We start from the raw sequence: 17,080 nt of genomic DNA on the forward strand, positions 1-17,080 counted from the left end.
GTTGGCTGCCTTGACCCAAATCTAAAAACACAAGCGCATTTCCCGGCGGCGTTGTACGGAGGAGGGGATGTTCATTGCTTCGCGATACTTTGTGACGGTGCGGCGCGCCACATCAATGCCGGTTTCCTTCAGCCGGACAGCGATGTCCTCGTCGGAAAGCACGTCGCCGGGAGATTCTGCGGCAATGATCGCTTTGATCCGATGCCGGACAGCTTCGGCGGAGTGCGCATCGCCGCCTTGGCAGGACGCGATCGCGACGGTGAAAAAATACTTCAGTTCAAAGACGCCGCGCGGGGTAAGCATGTACTTGTTCGAGGTCACCCGGCTTACCGTCGACTCGTGCACGCCGATCGCGTCAGCGACGGTTCTGAGATTGAGAGGCCGCAGGTGGGCGACGCCATGTTCCAAAAAGGCATCCTGCTGACGCACGATTTCAGCCGCAACCTTAACAATCGTCTTGGCGCGCTGATCGAGGCTGCGGATTAGCCAGTTCGCGTTTTGCAAGCATTCGTCGAGAAATGCTTTATCTTTCGAATTTTGGGCAGTTTGACGCGTGACTTCGGCATAGTAGGTTTGGTTGATCAGCAGCTTCGGCAACGTGGCGGGATCAAGTTCGATCTGCCACCCGCCTTGCGGCGATGGCGTGACCCAGACGTCGGGTATAATTGATTCAGACGCACCGGATTGGAATCTGTTCCCAGGCTTGGGATCGAGCGCCCGAATCTCATGCATCATGTCGAGAAGGTCTTCTTCATCGACGCCGCAATGCTGCTTTAGTGCCTCAAAATCGCGTCGCGCAAGCATTTCAAGGTTGGCAACCAAAGCTGCCATTGCCGGGTCGAGCCGGTTTCGCTGGCGCAACTGGATCTCGAGGCATTCTCTGAGATTTCGCGCAAAAACTCCCGGTGGATCAAATTGCTGCAGCGTTCCGAGAACCCGTTCCACAACAGCCTCACAGACATTCAGGCTCTCGGCCAGCTCCAAAAGGTTTGCCCGAAGATAGCCAGTGTCTTCCAAATCGGCGGCAAGCTGGCCAGCGATCAGCCGCTCCTGTGGTGTGAACGCAGTGAGGGCGATCTGACGAGCGACATGGTCGTGCAATGTTTCGGCGAGGGTGGCAAACTCGTCGAGGGAAGGGCCATTGCCCGGCGGGTTGTTGGTCATGTTGCGAAGTGATTTCCATTGCCCGAGCCGTTCAGGCGACCCTGCCCCGGTCAGTCCTTCAACGGCGTTTGCACCAGGGCCGAGAGGCTGATCCGCTCCCGAAATCGAAGCATCGTCAAAAGGCCCGCCATCGTTTGACGCAGATTCCAAGAGCGGGTTCTTCTCGATTTCCCGCTCCACGAACTGATGCAGTTCAGTGTGCGCCAGTTGCAGCAAGCGAATCGACTCAATGAGTTGAGGCGATGCGACCATGGATTGCTTCTGGCGCTGAAGCAGGCTTGCTGAGGATTGCATGGTGAGCGCGATAATCCTGTCGAGGAGCCTCTTGGGGCCGGCAATGGCACCAGTGAGACGTTTTCTAGGTCAGGCGGCGGCTTTCAGCGTTTCGAGAACATTTTGCGGGGATGAGACGCCATACGGGTCGGCCTCGCAATTGTCGGAGAAACCTTCCTCCTCGAACCAGTGCTCCACCACGCCATTGTTGATCAGGGCGGCGTAGCGCCAGGAGCGCATCCCGAAGCCGAGATTGTCCTTGGCGACCAGCATGCCCATTTTGCGTGTGAACTCGCCTGAGCCATCGGGGATGAGTTCGACCTGCTTCAGGCCCAAGGACTTCCCCCACGCATTCATGACGAAGGCATCGTTGACTGAGACGCAGTAAATCGCGTCAATTCCCTGCTTCGCAAACTCATCATAGAGCTCTTCGAACTTGGGCAATTGGTAGGTCGAGCAGGTCGGGGTGAAGGCGCCAGGCAGCGAGAACAGGATGACCCGCTTGCCGGCAAAGTAGTCGTCAGATGTCTTTTCTTCCCAGCGATATGGATTTGGCGCCTGGACTGACTTATCGTGAACACGCGTGAGAAAGGTGACGAAAGGAACTTTCTTTTGAACTGTCATTAATTTGCTCCTGCAAAAGTAGAAACTGGCGCGCTGAATTCTGGCAGAGGCTGGCGCAATACCGAGCTAAGGCTCGTATGCCGGGCACGGAGTGAGGACCTCGCGGTTAGCAGCCTCCTTTTCCATGCCGGGGAACGTCTTGGCGGGTGGTCTTGGCCACGCGAAGGCAATCGATCTGAGCGAGCTGGAGACCGTCGAGCCGCTTGCTTTCCACGGCTATGGCGCCGGAAGCGGGATCGGTCACCCGCGATCGTGCCCGGGGAAAAGGGATAGCGGCCGGCAGTAGCCAATATCGCAAGCATGTGGCGACCTGAAATGTCACTTCACGCAGACTCGGGTCACTGGACTGGTTCAGCGTGTTGTCGATATGTGGCAGTGACCCGCCGGCCTTGGCTTGGGTGACCCTTTGACGGGGCCCTTGGGCACTCCCATGCTGAACAGAACCGGTAAACGGCATTTGCGCGAGCGGCCCGTGTTGGCGTGCCGGCATCGGACCAGCCATGCGCAAAGCGGCCACCGAGAACGGCCTTCCGGAGGAGACGATGTCCCGATGTTCAGCGGGAACGGGCACCGTCTCCTCAGGCCACTGTCTAGAGCTTCGCGCGTCGGGCATGGTGCAAGTCGCTTTCATCGTAATTTGATGGTGCTCTAACCAGGAGCAGCAAGCGGCGTGCCATTTCAAATAGAGGTGCTGTTGGACCGCCCCCTTCTTCTCGGAGGCCGTGTCTTAGAAGACCGGGAGCGCGCTATGCCGCCTCGTCACATCCGATGCTGTATGGTGCGGATATTCGGCGCTTCAGCCCCGGCTGGGCAAAGAAGAACCGGAAGCCGAGCCGATGCACCACCTGAGGCTGGCGGGCACTCCAGTCGTAGCGTGTGCCGCTAGCGTTCATGGGTGCGCAGCACGGCTATCGCGAACACGCGCCTCTCGCAGCAACATGAGCGCGCGCTCTTGGGCAAGCGCCTTGGCGCCGTGAGGACCGAATTCCCCAATCGTGTCTGTTTGCCGCCCTCTTATGTTCGAAACTGGACCAGAATGTCGCAGGCCCGACCTAAAGGTCGCCCGAGGCGTTCTGTCCGACACTGTTCCGTCGCCTTTGTTGGCCCGCGACACCGGCTTATTTCGCCTAGTTCTTCTCTGGCCTCAGGCTAAGCCGCTGAGAAGCTGCCACGAGTTTTTCTGCTGCGGCCAAATTGGCACGAGATTTGAAGCACCTTCGTTGCGGGCCGGGAGCCGCCGACCGACTTTCATTTCGTGGATGACACGAATCGAACGAAGAAAGAAAAGCAAAATGTCAAATCTGCGTCGGATAGCGTCTATGGGCAGGGGGGCCTCGGCGAAAGCCCTTACCCAACAGCTCGCCGCCCTTGTCGACGCTTGCGCAGGAAATCTTGGCCGGCGGCGAGTCAAAGGCCCACCACACGGACTTTATCCTGACCTCGAAGGTACAGGATAATGTTCTGCATCTCGCCGCGCGATGTGCCTAGACAGTTACGCGTTAGCCGATCTTGATAATCGGTCTGCCTCCGGACGACGTCGTCTACATGCCGTCTCAGGTCTTCGCTGCCGCAGCGTCCGCCGGTCACCTTCCGCCCTTCCATCGTTACCGAGTGAAGTGCCATCATGCCCGAACAACCTTTGCCGACGCTGCCGATGTGGCGGGTCGATCACATTGAGCCCTCGCCCGAGATGTTGGCGCTGCGGGCCAACGGTCCGATCCACCGCGTGCGCTTCCCGTCCGGGCACGAAGGCTGGTGGGTCACAGGCTATGACGAGGCCAAGGCGGTGTTGTCCGACGCGGCGTTCCGGCCCGCGGGAATGCCGCCGGCCGCATTCACCCCGGATTCGGTGATTCTCGGTTCGCCAGGATGGCTGGTCTCGCACGAGGGGGGCGAGCATACGCGGCTACGCACGATCGTGGCGCCGGCCTTCAGCAACGGCAGGGTGAAGCAGCTCGCGCAGCAGGTCGAGGCGATCGCCGCGCAGTTGTTTGAGACGCTGGCGGCCCAGCCCCAGCCCGCCGATCTGCGGCGCCACCTCTCCTTTCCGCTTCCAGCCATGGTCATTGGCGCGCTGATGGGCGTGCTCTACGAGGGCCACGCCTTTTTCGCCGGGCTGCCCGACGAGGTGATGACGCACCAGCATGAAAGCGGCCCGCGAAGCGCGTCGCGCTTGGCCTGGGAAGAACTCCGCGCCTACATTCGCGGCAAGATGCGGGACAAGCGCCAGGATCCGGGCGACAACGTGCTGACGGATCTGCTCGCGGCGGTCGACCAGGGCAAGGCGACCGAGGAAGAGGCGATCGGCCTGGCGGCAGGCATGCTGGTGGCGGGGCACGAGAGCACCGTGGCACAGATCGAATTTGGCCTGCTGGCCATGTTCCGCCATCCGCAACAGCGCGAACGCCTGGTGGGCAATCCATCCCTGGTGGACAAGGCCGTGGAGGAAATCCTGCGCATGTACCCGCCGGGCGCCGGCTGGGACGGCATCATGCGCTATCCTAGGACCGACGTGACCATCGCGGGCGTGCATGTTCCCGCAGAGAGCAAGGTGCTGGTCGGCCTGCCGGCGACGTCGTTCGATCCGCGCCATTTCGACGACCCGGAAATCTTCGACATCGGACGTGACGAAAACCCGCACTTGGCGTTCTCCTACGGGCCGCACAGCTGCATCGGCTTGGCGCTAGCCAGGCTGGAACTCAAAGCGGTGTTCGGTTCGATCTTCCAGCGCTTTCCCGCGCTGCGCCTGGCGGTGGCGCCCGAAGAACTGAAGTTGCGCAAGGAGATCATCACTGGCGGGTTCGAGGAGTTCCCGGTGCTCTGGTGATGCGCGGACGCCACCAGGAATCCCGATGCTCTCGAATTGCCGGCGCCCCTGCCGCGCGCCGATCAGATCAGCCAACCAACAGGTGACCAAGATGGACGTGCAAGAAACCACGGCAGCATGCCGGGACGCCTTCGCCGAACTGGCGTCGCCAGCGTGCATTCAGGACCCGTATCCATTCATGCGGTGGTTGCGCGAGCACGATCCGGTACATCGCGCGGCGTCGGGCCTCTTTCTGTTGAGCCGCCACGCCGACATCTACTGGGCGCTCAAGGCCACGGGCGATGCTTTTCGGGGGCCGGCGCCAGGCGAACTGGCGCGCTATTTCCCGCGTGCGGCGACCAGCCTGTCGCTAAGTCTGCTGGCGTCCACTTTGGCGATGAAGGAACCTCCAACGCATACGCGTCTGCGCCGGCTGATCTCGCGCGATTTCACCATCGGCCAGATTGACAAGCTGAGGCCGACCATGGCTCGCATTGTCGCGGCGCGCCTGGACGGCATGGCGCCCGCGCTGGAGCGCGGGGAGGCAGTGGACCTGCATCAGGAATTCGCGCTGGCCTTGCCCATGCTGGTTTTCGGTGAACTGTTCGGCATGCCCCCGGACGACATTCTCGCGCTCGTCACCGGCATCAGCGCCATTCTGGAAGGCCTGAGCCCGCACGCCAGCGATCCGCAGCTCGCCGCGGGGGACGAGGCCAGCGCCAGGGTGCAGGCCTACTTCGGCGACCTCATACAGCGCAAGCGCACCGATTCCCGCCACGACATCGTGTCAATGCTGGTCGGCGCACACGACGACGATGCCGAGACGCTGTCGGATGCGGAATTGATCAGCATGCTCTGGGGCATGCTGCTGGGCGGCTTCGCCACCACTGCTGCGGCCATCGGCCATGCTGTCCTGGCGATGCTGGCGTATCCCGAACAGCGGCACTGGCTGAAGGGAGATGCCGTGGGGGTGAAGGCATTCGTCGAAGAAGCCCTGCGCTACGACGCGCCCGCCATGTTCAGCTCCATTCCGCGTATCGCCCAGCGCGACATCGAAATGGGCGGCGTCGTGATCCCGAAGAACGCGGACGTGCGCGTGCTGATCGCGGCCGGCAATCGCGACCCGGACGCCTTCGCAGATCCCGATCGCTTCGATCCCGTGCGGTTCTGCGGCACCAGTCCTGGCATGTCGATCGACGGGAAGATCATGCTGACCTTCGGCCACGGCATCCACTTCTGCCTTGGTGCGCAGCTGGCCCGGGTGCAGTTGGCCGAAAGCCTGCCGCAGATCCAGGCGCGCTTCCCCACGCTGGCATTGGCCGAGCAGCCGACCCGGGAGCCCTCCGCGTTCCTTAGGACGTTCCGCGCGCTGCCGGTGCGGCTGCATGGGCAGGAGGGCTGAGATGCGCGTCGTGGTCGATCAGGATCTGTGCGGAACTACCGGACAGTGCGTGCTGACGCTGCCGGGCACCTTTCGCCAGCGCGAACCGGACGGCGTGGCCGAAGTGTGCGTGGCGACGGTCCCGCAGGCGCTGCATGACGCCGTGCGGCTTGCGGCCAACCAGTGCCCGGTCGCCGCCATTCGGGTGATCGAAAGCGACGCCGGCCATGACGAGCGCGCCAGCGCCGACCCTGCGCCTTCTCCGGCGCAGACCGAGCGGCATGCCCCCGAAGAACAATGCAATTCAGGAGGCACGATGGGACGGTTTGAAGGCAAGGTGGCCGTGGTGACCGGCGCCGGCGCCGGCATCGGCAAGGCATGCGCTCTCGCCATCGCGCGCGGGGGCGGCAGAGTGGTGGTGGCCGACATTGATGGCTCGGCGGCCATCGCCTGCACCGCGCAGATCGCGGCCGATGCAGGCCACGCGCTGCCCATAGCCATGGATATCGCCGATGATCAGGCGGTGGCAGCACTGTTCGAGACGGCGGAGCGGCACTTCGGGGGGGTCGACCTGCTGGTTAACAATGCGAGCGCCATGCATCTGACCCCGCGCGACTGCGCGATCCTCGACCTGGACCTGGCAGTCTGGGACCAGACCATGGCGACCAATCTGCGCGGCACGCTGCTCTGCTGCCGGCAGGCCATCCCACGGATGATCGCCCGCGGCGGTGGCGCGATCGTCAACATGTCGTCGTGCCAAGGGCTCAGCGGTGACACGGCGCAGACGTCCTATGGCGCGTCGAAGGCGGCGATGAACATGCTCTCGGCTTCGCTCGCCACCCAGTACGGTCATGCGCAGATTCGCTGCAACGCGGTTGCGCCGGGTCTTATCATGACCGAGCGTCTCCTCGCCAAGCTGGACGAGTGCATGCAACGGCATCTGCGCCGGCACCAGCTCCTGCAGCGCGTCGGCCGCCCCGAGGACGTGGCCGCGCTCGTGGCGTTCCTGCTCTCCGCCGATGCTGCGTTCATCACCGGCCAGGTCGTGTGCATCGATGGCGGCATGCTGGCGCATGTGCCGACATACGCGGACGGTGGCAACAGCTGCGCCGCGCGCCCTGCCGGCGATACCGAATCGGCGACGGCGGCGCGCTGCTGATGGACATACTGCTCAACCCACTCAACCGTCGGCACCGGCTGCGATCCGACATCCCGGTCATGCCCGGCGCTTTCCCCCTGGTCGGGCATCTTCCCGCCATTGTCTGCGACCTGCCGCGCCTGCTGCAACGCGCAGAACGGACGCTGGGCAGCCACTTCTGGCTGGATTTCGGCCCTGCCGGACATCTGATGACCTGTGTGGATCCGGACGCATTCTCTCTGCTCAAGCACAAGGACGTGTCCTCGGCGCTGATCGAAGAGATCGCGCCCGAATTGCTTGGCGGAACGTTGGTTGCCCTGGACGGCGGCGCTCACCGGCAGGCTCGCGATGCCATCAAGACAGCGTTCTTGCCCAAGGGGCTGACCCAGGCCGGGATCGGCGACCTGTTCGCGCCGGTCATCCAGGCGCGGGTGCAGGCGTGGCGCGCCTGCGGCGAGGTAACTATCCTGCGCGAGACCGGCGACCTGATGCTGAAGCTCATCTTCAGCCTCATGGGAATCCCCGCGCAGGACCTGCCGGGATGGCATCGCAAGTACCGGCAATTGCTGCAGTTGATCATCGCGCCACCGGTCGACCTGCCCGGATTGCCTTTGCGGCGCGGCCGCTCCGCCCGCGACTGGATCGACGCGCAGTTGCGCCGGTTCGTCCGCGATGCGCGCGCGCATGCCGCGCGCACCGGGTTCATCAACGACATGGTGAGCGCTTTTGACAGCAGCGACGGTCCGCTCTCCGATGACGTCCTGGTCGCGAATATTCGCTTGCTGCTGCTTGCCGGTCACGACACCACTGCCTCGACGATGGCCTGGATCGTGATCGAGCTGGCGCGGCAGCCTGTGCTGTGGGACGCCCTGGTCGAGGAGGCGCAACGCGTGGGCGCGGTGCCGACCCGGCACGCGGACCTGGCGCAGTGTCCGGTCGCCGAGGCGCTGTTCCGCGAGACACTGCGCCTGCATCCGGCGACCACGCTCCTGCCGCGTCGCGCGCTTCAGGAATTGCAACTCGGCCAACGGCGTATTCCCGCGGGCACCCACCTATGCATCCCGCTGCTGCATTTCTCGACCTCGGCGCTGCTACACGAGGCGCCTGATCAGTTCCGCCTGGCGCGGTGGCTGCTACGCACAGAACCGATCCGGCCCGTGGACATGCTGCAGTTCGGTACCGGCCCACACGTCTGCATCGGCTACCACCTGGTATGGCTGGAAATGGTGCAGTTCTGCATCGCCTTGGCGCTGACCATGCACAAGGCCGGGGTGCGGCCGCAGTTGCTGAGCGACGTCGAAAAAGGCCGGCGCTATTACCCGACCGCACATCCGTCCATGGCAATCCGCATAGGCTTCTCATGAGCTGGCGTCGCACGCCCTGTGTGGCAAGGCAGCGGCGCTGGCGGGGCGCGGCATTGCTGCACCCGGCGCACGCACTCGTGTGACGACTTGCGCTCGCCGTGGCCGTCTCAGCTACAAGGACATGAACAACATGCAAACCGGTTCCACAATACACGACGACCGAACTGGCGTTTCCGCATTCGGCGGGTTGGGCGCGCAGGCGCGTGGCGCATCCGGCGGGCTGGTCCCGGAGATCTGGATGCAGGACGGCGCAAAGCGGGTCGAACAGGCGCTGGCGCGTCTGCTCTGCGCCGAAGACGACGGTAAGACAGAGCTGATGGCAGCCATGCGCTACGCCACCTTGCATGGCGGGAAGCGCACCAGAGCCTTGCTCTGTCTGGCTGCCGGCGCACTGGCGGGCACGCCGGCGCACATGCTCGACGACGTCGGCGCCGCCATCGAGATGATGCACGCCTGTACCCTGGTCCACGACGACCTGCCCGCGATGGACGACGACGTGCTTCGCCGCGGCCTTCCGACCGTGCACGTAAAGTTCGGCGAAGCCACTGCGATCCTGGTCGGCGATGCGCTGCAGGCCCACGCCTTCCTGACGCTGGCGAGCCTGGATGCGCCGGGCGACAATCGTATAGCGCTCGTGCGCGAACTGGCGCATGCGGTGTCCGCCGAGGGTGCCGCAGGCGGGCAGGCCATGGATCTGTCGCTGGTCGGAAAGCACGCCGGGCTGGACAGGGTCCTGGGGATGCACCGGATGAAAACCGGAGCGCTAGTGCGCGCGTCGGTTCGCATGGGCGCGCTATACTCCATCGCGGAGAATGCCGCGCACTCTGCGCTGTACAGTGCGCTCGATCGCTACACCGCATGTTATGGCTTGGCGTTGCAGGTGGCCGACGACATTCTCGACGCGACGGCGGATACCGCGACTCTTGGCAAGACCCCCGGCAAGGACGCGGCGGCGCAGAAGCCGACCTGCGCGTCGATCATGGGGCTGCAGGCTGCGCGCCAGTTCGCCCTGTACTTGTTGCACGACGCCGGGGAGGCCATCGCCCCTCTGGGGCCGCGTGCGGAAGGGTTGGCGCAGATGCTGCAGCGGGCCAACGTCTATCTGTCCGCGCCATACGCATGAGCGCGCCCATCCGTAAGGACTCGCCCCTGTGCTGGTGCGATCGGCCGGCGGGCGCTGCATGCTGCACTGTGCCCGCGTCGGCGGCGGCGTGCGCGACGTCTGCCCGTTTCTGTTCTCGTTAGCCCTCTGCAGAAGGAACATCCCGCGTGAACGCGCTGTCCGAACAGATCCTTTCCGAATTGCGTCACCTGCTGAGCGAGATGAGCGACGGCGGCAGCGTCGGTCCGTCCGTATACGACACGGCGCGAGCTCTGCAGTTCGACGGCAACGTCACCGGTCGGCACGACGCATACGCGTGGCTCTTCGCGCAGCAACAGGCCGATGGCGGATGGGGAGGTGCGGACTTCCCGCTGTTTCGCCATGCGCCCACCTGGGCGGCGCTGCTGGCATTGCAGCGTGCCGATCCTCTTCCCGGCGCCGCCGACGCAGTCCAGGCTGCAATCCGGTTCCTCGAGCGCCAGCCCGATCCCTACGCGCATGCGGTGCCGGAAGACGCGCCCATCGGCGCGGAGCTGATCCTGCCGCAGTTGTGCGACGAGGCCGCATCCTTGCTGGGCGCCTTGGCGTTTCCGCGCCACCCGGCGCTGTTGCCGTTGCGGCAAGCACGCCTGGTCAAGCTGGGGGCTGTGGCGACCTTGCCGAGCGGCCATCCGTTGCTGCACTCCTGGGAAGCCTGGGGCGCGTCGCCGGCCACCGCATGCCCGGACGACGACGGCAGCATCGGCATCAGTCCGGCGGCCACCGCCGCGTGGCGTGCGCACGCCGTGACACAGGGAAGAACGCCGCAGGTCGGGCGCACCGACGGGTATCTGCAGGCGGCATCGCGGGCAACGCGCACCGGCATCGAAGGTGTCGTTCCCAACGTCTGGCCGATCAATGTGTTCGAGCCATGCTGGTCGCTGTACACCCTGCATCTGGCCGGTCTGTTCGCGCATCCCGCGCTCGCCGAGGCGGTGCAAGTGATCATCGCGCAGCTCGAAGCCCGCCTCGGCGTGCGCGGTCTGGGCCCGGCCTTGCACTTCGCGGCCGATGCGGACGACACCGCCGTTGCGTTGTGCGTCCTTCGCCTTGCAGGCCGCGACCCGGCGGTCGATGCATTGCGCCATTTCGAAACCGGCGAGCTGTTCGTCACCTTCCCCGGCGAGCGCAATGCCTCGGTGTCGACCAACATCCATGCCCTGCATGCGTTGCGAATGTTGGGAAAACCCGCCGCCGGCACCAGCGCCTACGTCGAGGCCAATCGCAACCCGCACGGTCTATGGGAGAACGAAAAATGGCACGTTTCGTGGCTGTATCCCACCGCGCATGCGGTCGCTGCGCTGGCGCAAGGCAAGCCCCAGTGGCGCGACGAGCGCGCGCTGGCAGCGCTGCTGCAGGCGCAGCGCGACGACGGCGGCTGGGGCGCCGGTCGCGCGTCCACATTCGAGGAAACCGCCTATGCGCTGTTCGCGTTGCACGTGATAGACGGGACCGAAGAGCCGGCAGGGCGACGGCGCATCGCGCAGGCGGTGGCGCGCGCGCTGAAGTGGATGCTCGCCCGCCACGCAGCGCACGCACTGCCTCAGACACCGCTGTGGATCGGCAAGGAACTGTATTGCCCCACCCGTGTGGTGCGCGTGGCCGAACTCGCCGGGTTGTGGCTGGCGCTTCGTTGGGGGCGGCGCGTCTCGGCCAAGGGAGCAGGAGCCGGGCCATGATCCCGACCGATCGCGCGCTGCAGCAGGTGCTAGAGTGGGGGCGTTCCCTGACCGGGTTCGCCGACGAGCATGGCGTGGAAGCAGTCCGGGGCGGCCAGTACATCCTGCAGCGCATCCATCCGAGCCTGCGCGACACCAGCGCCCGCACCGGCCGCGATCCGCTGGACGAAACGCTGATCATGGCGTTCTATCGCGAACTGGCGCTGCTGTTCTGGCTGGACGATTGCAACGACCTTGGCCTGATCGCGCCGGAGCAGCTCGCCGCGGTGGAGCAGGCGCTGGGGCGGGGCGTGCCGTGCGCGCTCCCCGGATTCGAGGGCTGTGCTGTGCTGCGCGCTTCGCTGGCCGCGCTCGCCTACGATCGTCGCGACTATGCTCAGCTTCTCGACGATACCCGGTGCTACTGCGCGGCGCTGCAAGCCGGACACGCGCAGGCGGCAGGGGCGGAGCGATGGTCCTACGCCGAGTACTTGCACAACGGCATCGATTCGATCGCCTACACGAACGTGTTCTGTTGCCTGTCGTTGCTGTGGGGGCTGGACATGGCGACCTTGCGCGCGCGTCCGGCGTTCCGCCAGGTCCTGCGGCTCATCTCTGCGATAGGGCGCCTGCAGAACGATCTGCATGGACGCGAAAAGGATAGGTCGGCCGGCGAGGCCGACAACGCGGCGATCCTGCTGCTGCAGCGCTATCCGGCCATGCCTGTCGTGGAGTTCCTCAAGGACGAGCTGGCCGGCCACACACGCATGCTGCACCGGGTGATGGCGCAAGAACGCTTTCCCCCGCCGTGGGGACCGCTGATCGAAGCCATGGCGGCCGTCCGCGTGCAGTACTACCAGACCTCAAACAGTCGCTACCGCAGCGACCCTGCGGGGGCAGCCCAGCGTGCGCCGGCCTGAACCAGCGGAAAATGGCGGCGTGCGCGCGCTGCCGTCGGTCCGACCCGACGCAACGCCGTCGCCCGATGACGCGGATGGAGCGAGCATCAGCGACACCAACTTGAGCCGGCGCAAGGACGACCATCTGGACATAGTGCTGAATCGGCGAACGGCACGGGCCAAGGCCGCCGGCTGGGAGTACATCCGTTTCGAACACTGCGCATTGCCCGAGTTGGACCTGACGCAAATCGACCTGAGCGCCTCGCTGCTGGGCAAGACCATGCGCGCGCCTCTGCTGATCAGCTCCATGACTGGCGGCATGCCACGCGCCGAGGCCATTAACCGCCATCTGAGCGAGGCAGCGCAAGCCTTGGGGATCGCCATGTGCGTCGGTTCGCAGCGCGTGAGCCTACAGTCCCGCAACTCCCAGGGGCTGACGCGCGCGCTCCGCCGCCAGGCCCCAGACGTTCCCTTGCTGGCCAATATCGGCGCCGCGCAACTGCGTGAGGCCGACGGCCTGGACCTGGCGCGCCGGGCGGTGGATGCACTAGAGGCCGATGGACTCATCGTCCATCTCAATCCGCTGCAGGAAGCGGTACAGCCGGAGGGCGACCGCGACTGGCGCGGCGTCCTGGCCCAGATCGCTCGCGCCGCACGCAGCGTCGGCGTGCCGATCGTGGCCAAGGAAGTGGGGTCGGGCCTCTCTGCCTCGGTGGCTTGTGCGCTCGTTCAGGCGGGCGTGGCGGTGATCGATGTCGCCGGCGCCGGCGGCACCAGTTGGGCCGCGGTGGAGGGCGAGCGGGCCCCCGATGCCGCCGACCGTACAGTTGCGATGGCGTTCGCCGATTGGGGGATCCCGACCCCGGCCAGCGTGCAGGCGGTACGTCGGGCGCTGCCAGCGGTGAAGCTGATCGCGTCGGGCGGGGTCAGCGACGGCGTCGACGTGGCCAAGGCTATCCGCCTGGGCGCGGACATCGCCGGGCAGGCAGCCGGCGTGCTGCGCGCGGCTACGGTATCCACCGAGGCGGTTGTCGCGCATTTCGAGATCGTCATCCGCCAGTTGGCCGTCGCCTGCTTCTGCACCGGCTCGGCTGATCTGGCGGCGTTGCGTCAGGCGCGCTTGTTGCCCTGGGCGCATCTGCCCTCCGGTTGATGCCGGCGGCGCCCGTACGGTGCGGCGGGCGCTAGTCTTACTGAGTGAGAAGATCGCGGACCGCCGGGCCATTCGCGCTGGTCGCCGGGTTTTTCGGGTGCTGCTTCGTGATCAAGGACGCGTTCCGCCATATGGACAGCCGCGAGTAAGCGTATTCGACGGCTATCTCGATGCTCGATCAGGGTGACCGGTCACGCCGAAGATGAGCCCCTAAAAGGGTCGGAACACCAGGTGCGGCGGGAGACCGGTAGGAGCAGTGGTACAAAGCCATTGCCATCAAGGAGTGGCGATCACATTGACCCAGTCAGCGCGGCCGGCTGTATGAACGAGAAGAGACGAGCGCGATTTCAGCTGCCGGACCGCCTGATTTAACGTTCCGATGATTTCGGAGCGCTGATCGGGCGTCCGTTTCGACGGCGCCATCGTCCGGCGGCGCCAAATGCAGGACAGTTGATCTCTTTTCATATCATAGAGCTGATGCATGATACGCGAACAGATCATGACGTGTTGACTCGATCGCTGGATAAGGTACTCTGCCATATCATCTAGCATTGGAATGGATCGTTTACGTATCATATGGACTCTCAATCGGAAATTCTGCGCGAAATCGGTGGGTTTTTCAGGCAGGCGAGGCTGGCCGCTGCCATGACGCAGGAGCAGGTCGCTGGCTTGGCGGGTATATCCCGTCCCCGATATCGCGACATCGAAAAGGGAGCCGCGGCCGCGCGTGCAACGACGCTCATGAATATCGCTCGCGCGCTCGGTCTGGAAATGATGCTGGTTCCGCAAGTCATGGTGCCGGCTGTCCAGGCTCTATTGCGTCCGCATGATGATAACGATCGACCCGCCTTTGTTTCTCAACCTGACGATGACGATCATGGCCCCAGTCTTTCGCGCACCTAAGACGATCCCGTCGCTGGACGTGCTCTTGAACGCAGTGAAGATCGGCACAATCGTCAGGACGCCGGGCGATTTCAATGCATTTAACTTCGATGAGGCCTACCGCGCGACGGGCGGCTTTCCGGTTCTCAGCCTGTCGTTCCGGGCAGCGACGGGAGGATTGCGGAAAGATCCGAAGCCTCTGGCAAGCGCCTTGCCCGCTTTCTTCGCGAACCTCCTGCCGGAGGAGAAATTGCGCGAGGCGATGGAAAGGCACCACGAAGGCAATGTGCGGCCAGGCAATGACTTCGATCTTTTAGCGGCACTAGGCGCCGATCTGCCGGGAGCCGTACGGGCGTTGCCCAGTGACGGCGCGATAGCGGTTTCGCAGGATGCTTCAAAGGATCAGCCCAAGGCACGGTTCTCGCTTGCCGGCGTGCAGATGAAGCTGTCGGTCATGAAGAACATTGGAAAAGGCGGCGGCCTTACCTTGCCGATGGACGACGAGCAGGGCCGGTACATTGCCAAGTTCCCTTCGACGGCCTTTCCGGGCGTTTCCGAGAACGAATTCGCCAACCTGGCGCTGGCAGCAGCAATCGGCATGGACGTTCCTGAATGCGAACTGGTCGAGAAGTCCGATTTTGAGAGCGTTCCAGAAGAATTCAACACGCTGTCTGACGGCAAGGTCCTTCTCGTCAAACGCTTCGATCGCGGCGCCGGTGGCGAGAGGATACACATCGAGGATTTCGCTCAGGTCTTCGGTGTCTACCCCTCGCGCAAATATGAGGGAGCTGCTTATCATGACATAGCCTTGGCTCTTGGCGTGGCCGTCTCGCTTACGGCGGCTCTCGAGTTCGTCCGCCGCCTGGCACTGATCGTCATCACCGGCAACGGCGACATGCACCTGAAGAACTGGTCTTTGATCTATCCCGGTAAGGGCGACAAGCCGGCGCTTGCACCAATCTACGACCTCCTATCCACCGTGCCATATATTCCCGCCGACGCCATGGCGCTGTCGCTTGGAGGAGAGCGCTCGTTCAAGGCGCTAGCAGCACCGCGATGGAAAGCATTTGCGAACCGTGCACGGCTTCCGGAGCCAGCAGTCCTGAAGGCAGTGGTCGAGACAGTCAAACTCGTCAACGAACACTGGTGGCATCTGCCTGAGCGCGACCTTGTCGCAGCGAAAGTGCTCGAGCGGATCGACGGACATGTGAAGGCGATGACGCCGATACTGAACTCCTGCGCCGAGAAGTAAACCGAGTCCCTCGGGTTGATATAGCGGAACTATTCGCCCGTGGCCCCGGATGAGTGGCCGTGGATCGGTGGTATGCTAGGATCGCGCGCAAAGTCGGCGAGTGTCCACTTGGACACGCGTTGAGCAAGCACGTCAGCTCGTGGGCACAGAAGAGTTCGCAGCATCCCGCAGAGGGTGCGGTTCAAACGAATGCGGTGGCTGAGGATCGCGATCCGACGCTTTGTGTCGCCAATGTCGCGTCCGCTACACGGGCTGTTTCGACGATCCTTTCTTGGAACTCAAGCTAACCCCCTGAAAAGCAACCATCAAATTATTCTTCGGTTGGATCAGCCATGTTGGCACGAGTCTTGAGATCCTTAGGTGCGAGGCGGCTACAGCTGCCCGACCGGCATTCATGTCGCGGCAGCCGCGATGAATGGAACGAAGGAAGGAAAGCTACATGTCAGGTTTGCGTCAGATCGCCTTTTACGGCAAGGGCGGCATCGGCAAGTCCACCACCTCCCAAAATACGCTCGCCGCACTTGTCGACCTCGGGCAGAGAATCCTCATCGTCGGCTGCGACCCCAAAGCCGACTCCACCCGCCTGATCCTGAACGCGAAGGCGCAGGATACGGTCCTGCATCTCGCAGCAGAGGAAGGTTCGGTGGAAGACCTGGAACTCGCGGACGTGCTCAAGGTCGGGTACAAAGGCATCAAATGCGTGGAGTCGGGCGGACCCGAGCCGGGTGTCGGCTGCGCCGGCCGCGGCGTGATCACCTCGATCAACTTCCTCGAGGAGAACGGCGCCTACGACGACGTCGACTATGTCTCCTACGACGTGCTCGGGGATGTGGTGTGTGGCGGTTTCGCGATGCCGATCCGCGAGAACAAGGCCCAGGAGATCTATATCGTCATGTCCGGCGAGATGATGGCGCTCTATGCCGCCAACAACATCGCCAAGGGTATCCTGAAATACGCCCATTCGGGCGGCGTGCGGCTCGGCGGCCTGATCTGCAACGAGCGCCAAACCGACCGCGAGCTCGACCTCGCCGAGGCGCTTGCTTCCAGGCTCAATTCCAAACTTATCCACTTCGTGCCGCGCGACAACATCGTCCAGCACGCCGAGCTCAGGAAGATGTCTGTGATCCAGTATGCGCCGGACTCCAAGCAGGCCGGGGAATACAGGGCGCTGGCCGAGAAGATCCATGGGAATTCGGGCCAGGGCACCATCCCCACCCCGATCACCATGGAGGAGCTCGAGGACATGCTGCTCGACTTCGGCATCATGAAGACGGACGAGCAGATGCTTGCCGAGCTTCAGGTCAAGGAAGCGGCTAAGGCGGCCGCACAGTAGCGACCGCTGCCG

At 64.0% G+C, this 17,080-nt stretch carries 13 protein-coding genes and 1 pseudogene; 12 read left to right on the plus strand and 2 right to left on the minus strand.

Annotated features, from left to right (window positions below; all coding sequences use genetic code 11):
- Window positions 1-21: 21 nt before the first annotated feature.
- Entirely contained in the window at window positions 22-1,458 is a 1,437-nt protein-coding gene (rpoN, locus tag NKK52_RS30040) for an RNA polymerase factor sigma-54 (RefSeq protein ID WP_023684991.1), read from the minus strand.
- A 69-nt stretch (window positions 1,459-1,527) separates the two neighbouring features.
- Window positions 1,528-2,061: a peroxiredoxin gene (locus NKK52_RS30045; RefSeq protein ID WP_023684990.1), complete on the minus strand. Its 534-nt coding sequence runs from the start codon at window positions 2,059-2,061 to the stop codon at window positions 1,528-1,530.
- A 1,624-nt stretch (window positions 2,062-3,685) separates the two neighbouring features.
- Between NKK52_RS30045 and NKK52_RS30050 the strand changes: the two genes are divergently transcribed.
- From NKK52_RS30050 to nifH, 12 genes and pseudogenes are all read left to right on the plus strand, one after another.
- A complete protein-coding gene (locus NKK52_RS30050; RefSeq protein ID WP_023684987.1) occupies window positions 3,686-4,888 on the plus strand; it encodes a cytochrome P450 in 1,203 nt (400 codons plus the stop codon).
- A gap of 91 nt (window positions 4,889-4,979) precedes the next feature.
- The gene (locus NKK52_RS30055) at window positions 4,980-6,269 is read left to right on the plus strand and encodes a cytochrome P450 (RefSeq protein ID WP_031204275.1); all 1,290 of its coding nucleotides are present in this window, start codon (window positions 4,980-4,982) and stop codon (window positions 6,267-6,269) included.
- Between the two features lies 1 nt (window position 6,270).
- A pseudogene (locus tag NKK52_RS32295) lies at window positions 6,271-6,396 on the plus strand (ferredoxin); the annotation flags it as partial.
- 168 nt (window positions 6,397-6,564) lie between these two features.
- On the plus strand, window positions 6,565-7,407 hold the full coding sequence (locus NKK52_RS30065) for a glucose 1-dehydrogenase (protein ID WP_031204274.1): 843 nt from the start codon (window positions 6,565-6,567) through the stop codon (window positions 7,405-7,407).
- Window positions 7,407-8,750 carry a cytochrome P450 gene (locus NKK52_RS30070; protein WP_023684984.1) on the plus strand — a complete coding sequence of 448 codons (1,344 nt, stop codon included), beginning with the start codon at window positions 7,407-7,409 and terminating at the stop codon, window positions 8,748-8,750. The genes NKK52_RS30065 and NKK52_RS30070 overlap by 1 nt, the downstream gene beginning before the upstream one ends.
- Window positions 8,751-8,880: 130 nt before the next feature.
- Window positions 8,881-9,873 (plus strand): polyprenyl synthetase family protein, encoded by a 993-nt coding sequence (locus tag NKK52_RS30075; RefSeq protein ID WP_031204273.1) that lies wholly within the window; start codon window positions 8,881-8,883, stop codon window positions 9,871-9,873.
- Between the two features lie 146 nt (window positions 9,874-10,019).
- Entirely contained in the window at window positions 10,020-11,570 is a 1,551-nt protein-coding gene (locus NKK52_RS30080) for a hypothetical protein (RefSeq protein WP_023684982.1), read from the plus strand.
- Window positions 11,567-12,469, plus strand: coding sequence for a terpene synthase family protein (locus tag NKK52_RS30085; protein ID WP_023684981.1), 903 nt, complete (start codon window positions 11,567-11,569; stop codon window positions 12,467-12,469). The genes NKK52_RS30080 and NKK52_RS30085 overlap by 4 nt, the downstream gene beginning before the upstream one ends.
- 28 nt (window positions 12,470-12,497) lie before the next feature.
- On the plus strand, window positions 12,498-13,601 hold the full coding sequence (gene fni / locus NKK52_RS30090; RefSeq protein WP_502903011.1) for a type 2 isopentenyl-diphosphate Delta-isomerase: 1,104 nt from the start codon (window positions 12,498-12,500) through the stop codon (window positions 13,599-13,601).
- A 576-nt stretch (window positions 13,602-14,177) separates the two neighbouring features.
- Window positions 14,178-14,504: a helix-turn-helix domain-containing protein gene (locus NKK52_RS30095; protein ID WP_023684978.1), complete on the plus strand. Its 327-nt coding sequence runs from the start codon at window positions 14,178-14,180 to the stop codon at window positions 14,502-14,504.
- On the plus strand, window positions 14,479-15,735 hold the full coding sequence (locus NKK52_RS30100) for a type II toxin-antitoxin system HipA family toxin (RefSeq protein WP_031204269.1): 1,257 nt from the start codon (window positions 14,479-14,481) through the stop codon (window positions 15,733-15,735). The genes NKK52_RS30095 and NKK52_RS30100 overlap by 26 nt, the downstream gene beginning before the upstream one ends.
- A gap of 439 nt (window positions 15,736-16,174) precedes the next feature.
- On the plus strand, window positions 16,175-17,068 hold the full coding sequence (gene nifH / locus NKK52_RS30105; RefSeq protein WP_023706403.1) for a nitrogenase iron protein: 894 nt from the start codon (window positions 16,175-16,177) through the stop codon (window positions 17,066-17,068).
- Window positions 17,069-17,080 lie beyond the last annotated feature (12 nt).

The organism is Mesorhizobium sp. C277A, from assembly GCF_040324395.1.
In the GTDB taxonomy this organism is placed as follows: Bacteria; Pseudomonadota; Alphaproteobacteria; order Rhizobiales; family Rhizobiaceae; genus Mesorhizobium.

Bases quoted from the DNA above. Each gene is read 5' to 3' on its own strand.
- rpoN (WP_023684991.1), bottom strand. From the start codon at position 1,458: ATGCAATCCTCAGCAAGCCTGCTTCAGCGCCAGAAGCAATCCATGGTC.
- NKK52_RS30045 (WP_023684990.1), bottom strand. From the start codon at position 2,061: ATGACAGTTCAAAAGAAAGTTCCTTTCGTCACCTTTCTCACGCGTGTT.
- NKK52_RS30050 (WP_023684987.1), top strand. From the start codon at position 3,686: ATGCCCGAACAACCTTTGCCGACGCTGCCGATGTGGCGGGTCGATCAC.
- NKK52_RS30055 (WP_031204275.1), top strand. From the start codon at position 4,980: ATGGACGTGCAAGAAACCACGGCAGCATGCCGGGACGCCTTCGCCGAA.
- NKK52_RS30065 (WP_031204274.1), top strand. From the start codon at position 6,565: ATGGGACGGTTTGAAGGCAAGGTGGCCGTGGTGACCGGCGCCGGCGCC.
- NKK52_RS30070 (WP_023684984.1), top strand. From the start codon at position 7,407: ATGGACATACTGCTCAACCCACTCAACCGTCGGCACCGGCTGCGATCC.
- NKK52_RS30075 (WP_031204273.1), top strand. From the start codon at position 8,881: ATGCAAACCGGTTCCACAATACACGACGACCGAACTGGCGTTTCCGCA.
- NKK52_RS30085 (WP_023684981.1), top strand. From the start codon at position 11,567: ATGATCCCGACCGATCGCGCGCTGCAGCAGGTGCTAGAGTGGGGGCGT.
- NKK52_RS30095 (WP_023684978.1), top strand. From the start codon at position 14,178: ATGGACTCTCAATCGGAAATTCTGCGCGAAATCGGTGGGTTTTTCAGG.
- NKK52_RS30100 (WP_031204269.1), top strand. From the start codon at position 14,479: ATGGCCCCAGTCTTTCGCGCACCTAAGACGATCCCGTCGCTGGACGTG.
- nifH (WP_023706403.1), top strand. From the start codon at position 16,175: ATGTCAGGTTTGCGTCAGATCGCCTTTTACGGCAAGGGCGGCATCGGC.